The sequence below is a fragment of the Methylotuvimicrobium buryatense 5G genome (assembly GCF_000341735.1).
GTDB classification, from domain to species: domain Bacteria; phylum Pseudomonadota; class Gammaproteobacteria; order Methylococcales; family Methylomonadaceae; genus Methylotuvimicrobium; species Methylotuvimicrobium buryatense.
This window is the reverse complement of record NZ_KB455575.1, coordinates 3,652,369-3,665,970: the sequence shown is the minus strand read 5'-3', so window position 1 is coordinate 3,665,970 and position 13,602 is coordinate 3,652,369. Positions and strand designations below refer to the sequence as shown.

Annotated in this window: 7 protein-coding genes; 2 read left to right on the top strand and 5 right to left on the bottom strand. The window is 48.5% G+C overall.

Going from position 1 to position 13,602, the window contains the following annotated elements:
- Positions 1 to 33: 33 nt before the first annotated feature.
- Positions 34 to 2,685, bottom strand: a complete 2,652-nt coding sequence (locus METBU_RS24455) for a UPF0182 family protein (protein WP_017841679.1) — start codon at positions 2,683 to 2,685, stop codon at positions 34 to 36.
- A gap of 520 nt (positions 2,686 to 3,205) precedes the next feature.
- Here METBU_RS24455 and METBU_RS0116525 point away from each other — a divergent pair.
- Entirely contained in the window at positions 3,206 to 5,782 is a 2,577-nt protein-coding gene (locus METBU_RS0116525) for a multiheme c-type cytochrome (protein WP_017841678.1), read from the top strand.
- Between the two features lie 188 nt (positions 5,783 to 5,970).
- Positions 5,971 to 7,335, top strand: a complete 1,365-nt coding sequence (locus METBU_RS0116520) for a PxKF domain-containing protein (protein WP_017841677.1) — start codon at positions 5,971 to 5,973, stop codon at positions 7,333 to 7,335.
- A gap of 402 nt (positions 7,336 to 7,737) precedes the next feature.
- Here METBU_RS0116520 and pepN read toward each other — a convergent pair whose 3' ends face one another.
- From pepN to METBU_RS0116495, 4 genes are all read right to left on the bottom strand, one after another.
- Positions 7,738 to 10,386, bottom strand: a complete 2,649-nt coding sequence (gene pepN / locus METBU_RS0116515; protein ID WP_017841676.1) for an aminopeptidase N — start codon at positions 10,384 to 10,386, stop codon at positions 7,738 to 7,740.
- Between the two features lie 550 nt (positions 10,387 to 10,936).
- Positions 10,937 to 11,314, bottom strand: a complete 378-nt coding sequence (locus METBU_RS0116505; protein WP_017841674.1) for a DUF423 domain-containing protein — start codon at positions 11,312 to 11,314, stop codon at positions 10,937 to 10,939.
- 1 nt (position 11,315) lies between these two features.
- The gene (gene moaB / locus METBU_RS0116500; RefSeq protein ID WP_017841673.1) at positions 11,316 to 11,834 is read right to left on the bottom strand and encodes a molybdenum cofactor biosynthesis protein B; all 519 of its coding nucleotides are present in this window, start codon (positions 11,832 to 11,834) and stop codon (positions 11,316 to 11,318) included.
- Between the two features lie 195 nt (positions 11,835 to 12,029).
- Positions 12,030 to 13,385, bottom strand: a complete 1,356-nt coding sequence (locus METBU_RS0116495) for a DegQ family serine endoprotease (RefSeq protein WP_017841672.1) — start codon at positions 13,383 to 13,385, stop codon at positions 12,030 to 12,032.
- Positions 13,386 to 13,602: the final 217 nt, after the last annotated feature.

Genomic DNA, 13,602 nt, shown 5'->3' with positions numbered 1-13,602 from the left:
CCGAATCATTCGACAGCGGCTTTTTTTATCCTCTTATCTCGGCCGACCATTCTCCGGATCGAAAGTGGTCCCAGTGTCGTCCTCTTGTATTTTAATAAAGCGCTCTCTCAATCGTGAAAATGCACTCCATAGCGTGGTATCCATGACGACCTCATTGCCGATCGATACGATCACTCTGGCCAACTCAGGTATTCGGGTCCTAGTCGCAATCAAATAAATCGGCTGAACATAGAGAATCGAGTGTTCCATCGGCAAAATAATCATTCGCCCCATTTCCACTCGGGAGCCGCGTTGGTCCCAGAGCGTAAGTTGGGCCGAGATCTCCGGATCTTGCTCAATCAAAGCCTCGACCTGTGCCGGTCCGTTGACTTGAACCTCCTTCGCGAACTGGTAGATCGTTATGCTTTTTTTGAAGGCATCGCCGCACTTTTCTCTATCCATCACACTGGCAACGCCGACCATGCTCAAGTTCTGATTGTTGATCGGCGTCATCGGGTTGATCATGACGAATTCTTCCTTGCCGCCGCAATGCCCTAAGTCTACCGTTTGGTAGTAAGGCTTGACCTCCTTGCCTCTCACTTCCGCAAAATTCCAAGTCTCGGCCTGTTGATAAAACAATGCCGGGTCACGCTGATGATATTTGGCATAGACTTTCATCTGTAAATAGAACAGGTCGCGCGGAAAACGCAATTGTTGCTTTAATTCTCTCGGCATTTCGTCGATATCGCGGAATACGCCGGGGTAAGCCCTGTCGTAAGCCTGAATGATCACATCCGACGGATCGGAAACATAAAAACGAGTGAAACCGCTGTAAGCATCGACGGTGATCTTGACCGAATTGCGGATATAGTTGAATTCCTTGCTGCCGTCTAAAAAATCATCCTCGGCCGATTTCGATACCGGATACCAATTCGACAAGGTATAGGCGTCTTGCACCCAATAGAATCGGTCTTTCGTGACAACCAGATAAGGATCTTTGTCTAAATGCAGAAAAGGCGCTAGGTGACTGATCCGGTCGACGACATTACGACGAATCAACAAGCGGCTCTCTCGAGAGATATTGGTCGAGAAAAATATTTTTTCATCCTTGAAAAAAAACGAAAACAAGGCTTTTCTAAACAACGAAGGAATCGGAATACCACCCTTGCCGACATAGGGCGCATCGACCGCGGGATCGGGACGCGAGCCCGAAAGCGCAACCACGTCAAGATTATTCGGTACGATTGCGTATTTATAATCCTCCATTCCGTAATAAATATCGGGGTGTTTGATATCGAATCCGACTGTGGAACTTAAATCCAAGTCCCGCAAAAACCAACGGATCGGATTACCCGCATCTTGCGCCGCAGGCGTCACCACCGCGCCGTAACCATGCGTAAAACGCAAATGCGTGTTTTCCCAGTTTTGTGCCTCTTCGGGGAGCTTGGAGATATTCATTTCCCGAGCGGCAAGATTGACCTGACGTTTGAAACCGTCGATCAAATAACGGCCTTCGTCGACATCGAGAAAATGATAATACGGCCGGATACTTTGAATCTGGTTGTAAACATCGCTCAAAAATTCACGATCCCAAACCGGAATGTTTTCGAAACGTCTTCGGGTACTCCAGGCTTCGATATCTTTGGTCGGATCTAGCGTCACCGTAAAATCGACGATATCGATATTTTTTAAATCATAAGCATCGCGCGTCGCGACAATATTGTGATCGATAAACGGGCGCTGCGTCCTAACCGGATTAGGCTTGACGATAAATTTATCGATCAATTGCGGTATAAACTTGACTTCTTGTAAGCCCAACGCACTAACAAAGACTCCCAATGAAATCAAAAACGGGACTTTGGTCCGCGTCGTTTCGGAGAAATAATAAAACAACAATGAAATCGCAGCAGCCAGAAACCCCAGAATCGAGAGCCAAATCAACGGTAGTTGATAGCGTATTTCGACGAAGCCGGGCCCTGAAAACACCGGCTCGTGTCGGTCGACATAAAGCAGCGAAAACCGGTACAGCATGAAACCCCAAACGACGAAGAGCACGACAAAACCGAACAACACCGCCAGATGAATTTTAGCGGCCTTCGGAAACTCTTTTGATTGACTTGGGATAAACGTATGCTGTACCCAATATTGAAAAGCGACCATTATAAAAATAATGATCGCTGTAGCTAGTAGCTCTTCTTGGATGAGTAAATAAATCGGGTAAGACAGTAAATAAAAACCGATATCATGTCCGTAAACGGGCTCAACGATTCCGGATGATCCGCCGAAGAAATACAACAGCCCCGTTTCCCATTGATGATAAAAGGGAATTGCAATCGCAATGGCTAAAATCAATGCGACCGGCGTAGAAAATTTGAGCGACAAGCTCATGAATAAGTCGGCTAGGCGCTCGAAACGCTTACGCTTGGCCGAGTCCAGCAATACATCCTGATTGGGATTGAACCCCAGATAACGGGCCGCCAACCAAAAATGCAAAAAGAAAATCGAAAAGAAAACCGCTGTGACCGCGCCCGAAAGAAAAAAGCGGTAAAGCAATCTCAGCCAAAAATAGCCTTCAAACCTTAATGCTTGAAACCACCAATAATCGACGATCAGATCGAGAAATACGAAATAGAATGCGACATAAACGACAAGCAATATGCCGAGGGTTGCCGCAATAATCTTGGTTAAATGTCTCGGAATCCGCATAGTTTCCTCATTAAATCTATGGCTTTACGCATTGTTCTTGTCGAAATGCCCGTATTCTAACATCCATCGACGAATTTGCCTCGTTATCGCGCCAAGGCTATAGGTATCTATACATCATTTGCATACCCATCGCACTACAAATTTCGGCAATTGTGTATAAAGAAGCCGAGAGGGTTAGGCGAGGAATCATAGATCATGGATGATTTCCTAGCATCTGAATTATCCAAGTAATCAATCATAACCAATAGGCTATGGATTTTTTTGTGCTAGCCATTTGAGGGGCGTCACGGCGCCGAAATCGGGTTAGCAATAGGTATAGTGGACATAAATTCAATGAGTGAAAGGTTTTGAATTACGGCATATGACGCACTAGATGCGTGAAAGCACGCATGTTGGGTTATCCCAATGACTGACGCGAGAGTCATTACCTACAAGAAATCATTGTATTATCAAACAAATAGTAATTTGGCATATTAATTGACACCTATTTATTCCGGTTATTTTATTTTTAAGGTAAACAATGAAAAGTCGTAAACTTATTTTTATAGGCCTTTGTTGGCTGTTTATGTTGTTGTATGGTTTTGGAGCCGTGGCGCAGTCCAAAGGTGGCGGTGGAGGCGGTAAGGACAGTACACCGGATGCGTTTGAGTTTGTCGATCAAACCGGTGTTGCGTTAAATACCACGATTACTTCCGACCCGATCACGATTACCGGCATCGATACCGGCTCCTCTATCGGCATCAGCGGTGGCAGCTATTCGCGCAACGGCGGCAGTTTCACCAGCAAGAAAGGAACTGCATACAATGGCGACAATATTCGCGTTCGGCTGACTTCGGCTAATACCTACGATACGACTAAAAGTACTACGCTCACAGTAGGCGGTGTGTCGGGAACATTCACGGTAATAACCTTGAGCGATACCTTGAATACCACGCCGGATGCGTTCAGTTTTACTCAGCAAACGGATGTAGCGCTCAACAGCACGATAACATCGGAACCGATCACGGTAACCGGCATTAACGCCCCTGCGCCGATCAGCGTCAGCGGCGGTGCGTATGCAATCAATAGCGGAGGCTTTACCAGCGCTCAGGGCAGCGTCAAGGCTGGCGATCAAGTCAGAGCACAAGTCCAATCATCAGATACACACAACACCACGACCAGCGCAACGGTAACAATTGGTGGCGTATCGGGTTCTTTCAGCGTGACAACCTCGGCCTTTATCACTGATACCACGCCGGATGCGTTCAGCTTCACCGCACAAAGCGATGTCGAGCCGGGCAGTACCGTCACTTCCAATGCAATTACCGTTACTGGCATCAACGCCCCGACACCGATTAGCATTAGCGGCGGTTTGTATTCAGTCAACAACGGTACCTTCGTAGCAACGGCGGGTGAAGCCCATGTTAACGACAGCGTTCGTGTGCGGTTGTTGGCGTCCACTGAGCACGACGTTACGACCAGCGCGACACTAACGATCGGCGGCGTATCGGCCAGTTTCAATGTCACGACTAAACTCAACAGCAACGGCGCGTTTTTAATGCCGCCTGCTTCGCCAGGTAATCCCTCTTTTGAATCTGAACATTTTTCCGGTTCCAACAACTGCACGATGTGCCATAACAACCTGACTGATGAAAATGGTCAGGATGCTTCGATTGAAACGGATTGGTCTTCGACGATGATGGCGAATTCGGCGCGAGATCCTCTGTGGAAAGCCAAAGTGCGTTCCGAATTGAACCGCAACCCTCACTTGGCTGATGTCATCAACGACAAATGCACGCGCTGCCATGCGCCGATGGCGAATTTCGAAGCGCGAAAAAAAGGCGAACCGCTGGAGATTCTCGATAACGGTTTTCTGAATGCCGACCATCCACGTCACAACGAAGCGTTGAATGGTGTAAGCTGTACGGTCTGTCATCAAATCAAAAATTCACCGGATTTAGGTACCTTATCGAAATTCAGTGGCCAATATGATATTGACGGCAGCAAGACGATCTATGGTCCCTACGATGATCTATTCCCAAATCCGATGATCATGAATACCGGATATACACCGGTGTATAGCGAACACGTCAAATCCTCGAAGCTTTGTGGGACTTGCCACAATTTAAAAACACCTTTTGTCGACGAGTCGGGAACTATTCTCAGCACGACACCGGAAAGTGAATTCCCGGAACAAATGCCGTATAGCGAATGGGAGCACAGCGATTTTGCCAGTGTAACGCCGCGAAGCTGTCAGCAATGTCACATGTCACGCGTCAATGGCGTGCCTATTTCGAATCGTCCGATGTGGTTGCAAAGACGCGACGATTTCGCTTTGCACGAATTCGTTGGCGGTAATAAGTTAATGTTGGATATTTTCAACAATAACAAAGAGCAATTGGGTATTTTGTCGAATAATTTCGAGGAAACCCTCCAAAAAACCCAAGATCAGTTAAATAAATCAGCGACGATTGAAACGGTTACGCAATCTTTAGCGAATAATACGCTGGATTTCACGCTGAAAATCAACGCTCAAACCGGTCATAAACTACCGAGTGCGTATCCCTCGCGTCGTGTCGTACTACATGTGACGGTCAAAGATGCACAGGGCAAAGTAGTGTTCGAATCGGGCAAAATCAATCCTAACGGCAGCATCGAAGGCGTGGATGCCGATATGGATCGCACGACCTTTGAGCCGCATTACGATTTGATTACCAGCCCGGATCAAGTTCAGGTTTACGAGGCGATCATGGGCGACAGCACAGACCAAGTGACCTATACCTTGCTGCGTGGCGCACAGTATCTGAAAGACAACCGCTTACTACCTAAAGGCTTCAACAAAGCGACCGCGCCGAATGACATCAAAGTCGTAGGCGATGCGTTGACTGATGCCAACTTTGTCGGCGGCAGCGATCAAATCCGCTATCAAATCGGCGGCTTAAGCGGCAACAGTTACAGCGTGGAAGCCGAGCTAGTGCATCAACCATTGGCCTATTCCTTCGCGCAAGATCTGTTCGTCGAACCCGATGCGGAAGTGCAGGATTTCAAGACGATGTTCAATGCATCGACTCAGAAAACCAGCCGTATCGTGCTGCATACGTTCAGCGTTTCAAAATAAAAGCCCCCATCACAAGGATGTGAATTTTTTAGGGTTTTGCTAGTTTGGTAAGGGAAACGATGTGACCGGCAGATTCAGGGTTTGTTTTTCCAGGAGCTATCAATGTATCGCGATAAATCAACACGCTAGGCCGACTCAACAGCATACCCTAATTTACACATTTTATTGATCATTCTAAAGAGACTAATATGCAAAAAATAGAGACATCATCGATATTTAAATTAACGGCTATTGCCGGATTGGCATGCCTGGCGCTTGCGGAAGCGCAGGCTGCGGCAGCTATAGCATCGGGACACGATTCTGAAGCCCTGTTGCAAGGCGCCGTGCGTTATCGCAATTTGAGCAGCTCAGGCATGGGCATGGGCATGAATAGTAATCCGAAGGAAATTTATATCGGCAAGGTGCCGCTCACGACGGCGGGCAACCGAACTGAAGGCGATGTAACGGGCGGCTTGAACAAGCCGATTCAGTTTAATTACGACTCCGATACACAAATCCTTTCGACAAAAGTCGGAACCGGCGCGTCCGCCGTCACGGTATCGCGCAACGTAGGTTCGCTCGGGACGCTCAACTATATTCTGATTAATGTTCAGAATAACAGCAGCGGCTGTAGCGGCATGATGTGTGGTGGCATGGGCGGCGGAGGTATGGGTAGCGGCATGGGCGGTGGCGGCTCATCGACCGTGTCGGTCGCGTTGAACGATGTCAAACTCAACGGCTCCGAGTTGACGACGGGTCTGGTCGGCGCCGCGAATGGTGCCAAATGGAACGTGACCGGTGAGGACTTGAGCGAAGGCTTTATCTTGGAAGGTTCGATTGCGCTGACCGGCACGCAGCCGATGAACGATACCAATCATATCGAAATCAGCGTGGGCTACAGTGATCAAACCGGGCCCAAAATCGACGGTCTCGGCGTCAATCCGAATCCTGCGCTACTCCATGGTACGACTACGCTGAGAGCAACGGTTTCCGAAGTGGAAACAGGCAACAACACTGTGGTCAGCGCCGAATACCGTTTGAATGGTGGCGATTGGGAACTTTTGAGCGCACAGGATGGGGCATTTGATAGCGTGACCGAGGATGTTATTGCCGAATTGCCAGCCGAGCAATTAGGTTCAAACGAAGTCTGTGTCCGCGGTACCGACAGCAAAGGCAATACCACCACACCACCGACTTGCACCACTTTTTTGGTCACCTATCGGTTTGAAGGTTTTAGCGCTCCACTGAATAACGAACTGATCAACACCGCTCAAGCCGGACAATCGATCCCCACCAAATGGCGCTTGACCGATGCCAATGGCATGCCAATTGAGGACAGCAGCAGTTTTGCCGGTTTCTATTCATATCCAATCGATTGTGAAACTGCCGCACACAGCCCACACGATGCCGTTGAAGAATATGCACCCGGCAACAGCGGCCTGCAAAACAAGCGCGACGGCAATTGGCAATACAACTGGAAAACGCCGAAAAGCTATTGGGGGATGTGTCGGGCGATGTATATCGAATTTGACAGCGGCGCTACATCGCCGGTGACTCTATTCCAGTTCAAATAAGGATATGAAAGAGAACGGTTAGAACTATACTCCCTTTATACTCAAAAACTGGTTAACTTTATGAAAGTATAGGGTATGGCTAGCGAGGATGTCGGCAGCAGGGCAGATTTTTGCTCCTCGGCAATTGCTAAGTTACATGGATGTAATGAATGCAGAAAATGCAGGAGCATTTTTCTGCCCTGCATTGCCCTAATACACGCCATCCGTGGCGTTCGGATTGCCGTCAAGCCCCCTCGGATGGGTTCACGGCGATCCTCGATAAACACATCCCCCTACCTTTTATTCTTAGACGGTTTTTCAATCAAAAGGGAGTAGTTTATGGGCAATGATTGACTATCTTGGGTAATTATCCTTTGACGGGCACTACCCCGATGCCGAAATTTGACTAGCAAAGAATATCTTTCATGCCAAGCTTTTGCTTGCCACTTCATAAACATCTTTGGAAATCGCCTCGGTCGACATGATACGTTCGAGCTCGGCTTTCATCAAAGCTTGCCGGCCCTCGTCATACCGCCGCCATTGCGTCAATGCGCCAACCATCCTCGATGCGACTTGAGGGTTGAGCGTATTCAATTCAATAATCCTGTCGGCTAAAAATCGATAACCTTTCCCGCTAGCTGCGTGAAAATGCAACGGATTGGCCTGGCTAAATGAGCCGACCAACGCACGAACGCGGTTAGGGTTTTTTAAATCGAAGTCGGGATGCTTCAACAGGCGTTCCACCGCATCGAAAGTGTCCGGCGGAATGGCTGTTGCTTGCAAAGCAAACCACTTGTCCAAGACCAGAGCCTCGTCGCGCCATTGCCGGTAAAAAGCATCCAAACAAGTTGCGCGGGCCGGATGCGGCGTATTGACGATGACGCTCAATGCGGCAATTTGATCGGTCATGTTTTTGGCCGTGTCGAATTGCTTGAGCGACCAGCGCTGTATTTCGGTATCGTCCAACTTACTCAAATAGCCGAGACAGACATTTTTAAGGCGGCGCCGACCGATTGCTTTAGCCTCGAAACAACCCGACTCGTCCCGGTGATTATCCAGATACAAGCCTCTTAGATCGTCTTCAAGGTGCTTTGCAATTTGACATACAACAAATTCGCGTGCCGTATGAATCGCTTCGACATCGATGATCGGCATTTGTTCAGCCAGATAAATTTCCGAAGGCAGACTTAACAATAACGCAAAATACGATAAATCCAACCAACCGTGCTGAGCGATTTTTCGGTAGGCTTCTATCAAGACCGGGTTGATCGTAAGCGAACGATCGTTTTGCAAATCTTCTACCAGCTCGGCAATGACACGTCCGGCCAACAGCTGGCCGGCTTCCCAGCGGTTGAACGTGTCCGGATCATGGCTCAGCAAAAATGCCAACTCTTCCAGCGAGCGTTGCATCTTGAGTTTCACCGGCGCCGAAAAGCCGCGCAACAATGAAATCACCGGTTTTTGCGGCAATTGCTCGAATACAAATGTTTGCTCTTTTTCGGTCAATTCAAGCACGATTTTATGACTGACTTGTTCGCTACCTTGCAATCGGCATTGCGCCAGATTGCCGTCCGGCAGGATCAATCCGGTTTTAATCGGTATATGCAGCGGTTCCTTGCGAGGCTGGCCGGGTGTCGGCGGGTTGTCTTGCTTAAGGGTCAGCGATAATGTTTGCGTATCGCTATCGTAATGTTCCGAAACGGTCAATACCGGCGTGCCCGCCTGTGAGTACCAACGCCGAAATTGCGTTAAGTCGACATCATTGGCCGCCTCCATCGCATTAACGAAGTCGTCGCAAGTAACTGCCTGACCGTCGTGTCGCTGAAAATACAGATCGCAGCCCTTGCGAAAACCTTGAGGACCGAGCAGCGTATGCAGCATCCGGACGACTTCGGCGCCTTTTTCATAGACCGTCAAGGTATAAAAGTTATTAATCTCGATATAAGCGTCGGGCCGGATCGGATGTGCCAGCGGCCCTGCGTCCTCGGCAAACTGACGGGTCCGCAATGCGTTTACGTCTTCGATACGCTTGACTGCTTTCGAGGTCCGGTCGCCGGTGAACTCCTGATCGCGGAAGACAGTAAAGCCCTCCTTCAGGCTCAATTGAAACCAATCCCGGCAAGTCACGCGGTTGCCGCTCCAGTTATGGAAATATTCATGACCGATCACGCCTTCGATATGCTCGTAATCGCTGTCGGTCGCGGTGTCCGGGCGAGCCAGGACGAATTTGGTATTGAAAATATTCAGGCCTTTGTTTTCCATCGCGCCCATGTTGAAATGCCCGACCGCGACGATCATGTACAAATCCAGATCGTATTCGAGTCCGTAAGTCTCCTCGTCCCAGCGCATCGCATTTTTAAGCGATTGCATCGCATGATCGCACTTATCGAGATCGTGGGCTTCGACAAAGATTTCAAGCGCTATCCTTCGCCCCGATTGCGTGATAAAGCTATCTCTGACGCATTCCAATTGCCCCGCCACGAGCGCAAACAAATAACATGGCTTATTAAACGGGTCTTCCCAGGTAACCCAGTGTTTATTATCGGGCAGTTCGCCCTGGGCCTTTTTGTTACCGTTTGACAACAATACCGGATATTTTTCCTTGTCGCCGACCAGCGTAGTTGTGAAGCGGCTCATCACATCGGGCCGGTCGAGATAATAAGTAATCTTGCGAAAGCCTTCCGCTTCGCATTGCGTGCACAGCATGTTTTTAGAGAGATACAAGCCTTCTAGTGCCGTGTTGGCTTTGGGATTGATCGTGTTTTCGATCGTAACGACGAATTTTTCGTGCTGCGGCACGTCGTGAATGACTAAAGATTCCTGTGTTTGCAAATAGCGGTCGGGGCTTAATGTATCGCCATTCAACTGAACGCCGAGCAAGGTCAGATTTTCGCCCAACAGAATTAAAGCACTGTCATCGACTTTCGAGGCCGGATTTCTGCTCATCGTCAACGTGGCAACGACACGCGTGCTTTCGTTATCCAACGTAAAATTCAAGTCGGTATCGTGGATCAGATATTCCGGCGGTTTGTAGTCTTTGAGATAGATCGTTTGAGGAGAGGCGTCACGCATAATTTAATTCGATATTTTTTGTGAAAGGAGGTTTACGTTGAAGTTTACCGTAAAAAAGTACTTATTGATGCTTTGTTCGGTTTAGTCGCTTGTTTTTATAGGCTAACGATCATGAACAAGCTGTCATCACCCCGGCAAATAAAAGTCCGAGGGGTGGTTAGGGTGCAGGAAGACGAAAAAAATAGACCGCATCCGTTTAATCGAATCCTTGGTGTTTTATTATGGCTATGTTCGCGTTAATAGTTGATACTTTTGAACTTAAAGCCAACATGAACCCCAAGGATTCAACTCTGAATAACTTTTTTTTCAATATCGCGCCAATGGCTGAAAGGAGGGTACGGTTGCTCGATTGACAGGTGTCGGCAGCAGGGATAGCTGCCGTCAAGCCTACATGGACGTATTCACGGCGTCCTGTCAAGCGAGTAATCGTACCCTCTTCCACGCTCAGCGTATTGGAAAGCAATCATTGACTATTTCCTAAGTGGTTTATTTAGTAGGAAAGAGAATCGTTTCAACTGCTAACGCGAACATAGCCTTTATTATTCGACTTCTACCGCTGCTCTTTGGCTGCGTATAAGGCTAACGTTACCCAAGCGGCGATGAATGCCAGACCGCCGAATGGCGTAATCATGCCCCACCATTTTTGGTCAAGCAAAGTCAAAAGGTACAAACTGCCCGAAAAGAGCACGATGCCTGCGAACATGAGCCATGCCGACCATGTCAATAATGCTTGCCGAGGGCTTTGCCGGTGCAGGAGGCCGATTGTACACAAACCTAACGAATGCCACATTTGGTAAGTCACGCCGGTTTTGAAAACTTCAAGCATATCGGAGCTTAGCACTGCTTTTAAGCCGTGCGCGCCGAATGCCCCCAAGCCGACACCAATGCCGGCACATAACGCGCCGACGACTAAAAAATTCCAACGCATGTTATCTTTCCTTTAGACGCGGCATTAATTGCACCAGATTACATGGCTTGGTCCGAAAATCCAGTTGAGCCCCGATCAATTCGTCCCAAGCCGTCTTGCAAGCATTCGACGAACCCGGCAAACAAAAGATATAGGTTCCGTTGGCGACACCGGCCACTGCGCGCGATTGTATCGTCGAGGTTTTGATCGTTTGATAGGAAATCATTCGGAAGACTTCGCTGAAACCGTCTAAGGTTTTATCGAGCAACGGCTCTACCGCTTCCGGCGTTCCGTCTCGACCGGTTACGCCGGTGCCGCCGGTGGTTAAAACCGCATCGACCGAGTCATCGGCGATCCACTGCGATAGCGCCGCTCTGATTCGATATATATTATCCGGAACGATTTTTTTTTCGGCAATTCGATGACCCGATGCCAGCGCCTTGTCGACCAGGATTTTACCCGAAACGTCATCGGCTTCGTTACGGGTGTCGGATACCGTCAGTACGGCAATATTGAGCGGAATAAAGGTTCGTTCGGTCATTGAGTTTGTCGTCAGTGATTTAAAAAATGGTAATTATTCAGCATAAGTCATGTATGAGAAGGTGTCAGGCATTGATTTATAAGGCTGTCTGCAACAGGACGTTGCAGTCAGAGCTTACAGGGATGTATTCACGCGTCCTTAGAAATCAATGCCTGACACCAACCTACCGCATGCGCTGAATAGTTACAAAAAATGCTATTTCAAAACCAAGAAGAAGGCTTCTTCGCCGCGCTGTATATTGATCAACAATGCGTTATTGGGATTGGCGACTTGAGCAAGTTCCTCTATTGTGCGAATCCGATAGCGATTGGCTGAAACGATAATGTCGCCCGGTCGTAATCCGGCTCGCCAAGGGTAGGAGTTTGTTGCTATCTGTTCGAATAAAACCCCTTCGATTTGATTTTTTTGCGTCGAGCTTAACACGGCACCGTCGAGACGAGGATGAATCGTTTTTCCGGCTAAATGAGGCCGCTGCGGCTTGCCGATTTCAGCTTGCACGAGCATTTTTTTATCGTCGCGCATAAAGCCGATATCGACTTTGGCACCGATTTTCATTAAACCGATCATATTGCGAATATCGTGACTGCCTTTGACTTTTTGGCCATTGACCTCGGTGATAATATCGCCCGGTTCGAGTCCGGCTTTTGCCGCGGGAGAATTGCCGGCCACTTTGCTGATTACGGCGCCGTGTTTGGTTTTTAAACCGAAGGCTTTAACCAGTTCGGGAGTCAAATCCTGAGTCGTTACACCCAGCAAGCCGCGCCGCACTTCGCCATGAGTGACCAGAGACTCCTTGATCGTCATCGCCATATTAGCCGGAATCGCAAAGCCGATACCGACATTACCGCCGCCCGGCGCCAGTATTGCGGTATTCATGCCGACAAATTCGCCGCGTAAATTGACCAATGCGCCGCCGGAATTTCCCGGGTTGATCGACGCATCGGTTTGAATGAAATCTTCATAACCTTCGATGCCTAAACCGGACCGACCCAGTGCACTGACGATACCCGAAGTAACCGTCTGACTTAGGCCGAATGGGCTGCCGATCGCAATCACGAAATCGCCGACTCTCAATTCGTCGGAGTTGGAAATAGGCAAGGCAACCAAGTTATCGGCGGCAATTTGTACGACCGCAACATCGGCTTCAGGATCGGCGCCGATCAATTTGGCATCGAGCTGACGTCCGTCGTGCAATGTCACCATGATTTTATCGGCTTTGTCGATGACATGGTTATTGGTCAAAACATAGCCTTTCGCGCTATCGACAATGACCCCGGACCCCAGGCTGTTGCGTTGTTGCTGGCGAGGCCGGTCCGGTAATTGAAAAAAATGTCGGAAAAATGGATCTTGCAATAACGGATTTTCCCTCACCTGAATATTAGTTGATGTCGATATATTCACGACTGCCGGCATGCTGCGTTCGAGAATGGGCGACAGCGACGGCAAAGGCTGTCCCTCCACCGCAACCGGCAATCCTGCCGATACTTGCGTAACGATTAAAAATCCGAATACTAACGTTAATAATAAACGACCGAATAAGTGATTCTTCATGAAAGTCCTCGACAGGCTTTAAAGTCAACGTAGACAATATAAGACTAAAAATGTTTAAAACAAGTCAGAATACTGAAAATGTGGCCGCATGAAGTATATGTTCAATAGGCACTTATATCCTAAATTCGGCAGTTTAACCATGAAGTTCATGAAGCTGGCCAAAGGCTTACCCTAAAATTTTGGATAACCTTATTAGGGAATCAAAAATGATTTGCAT

Coding starts and splice junctions, on each gene's coding strand:
- METBU_RS0116520 (WP_017841677.1), top strand. CDS start 5,971: ATGCAAAAAATAGAGACATCATCGATATTTAAATTAACGGCTATTGCC.
- METBU_RS0116505 (WP_017841674.1), bottom strand. CDS start 11,314: ATGCGTTGGAATTTTTTAGTCGTCGGCGCGTTATGTGCCGGCATTGGT.
- METBU_RS0116495 (WP_017841672.1), bottom strand. CDS start 13,385: ATGAAGAATCACTTATTCGGTCGTTTATTATTAACGTTAGTATTCGGA.
- pepN (WP_017841676.1), bottom strand. CDS start 10,386: ATGCGTGACGCCTCTCCTCAAACGATCTATCTCAAAGACTACAAACCG.
- moaB (WP_017841673.1), bottom strand. CDS start 11,834: ATGACCGAACGAACCTTTATTCCGCTCAATATTGCCGTACTGACGGTA.
- METBU_RS0116525 (WP_017841678.1), top strand. CDS start 3,206: ATGAAAAGTCGTAAACTTATTTTTATAGGCCTTTGTTGGCTGTTTATG.
- METBU_RS24455 (WP_017841679.1), bottom strand. CDS start 2,685: ATGCGGATTCCGAGACATTTAACCAAGATTATTGCGGCAACCCTCGGC.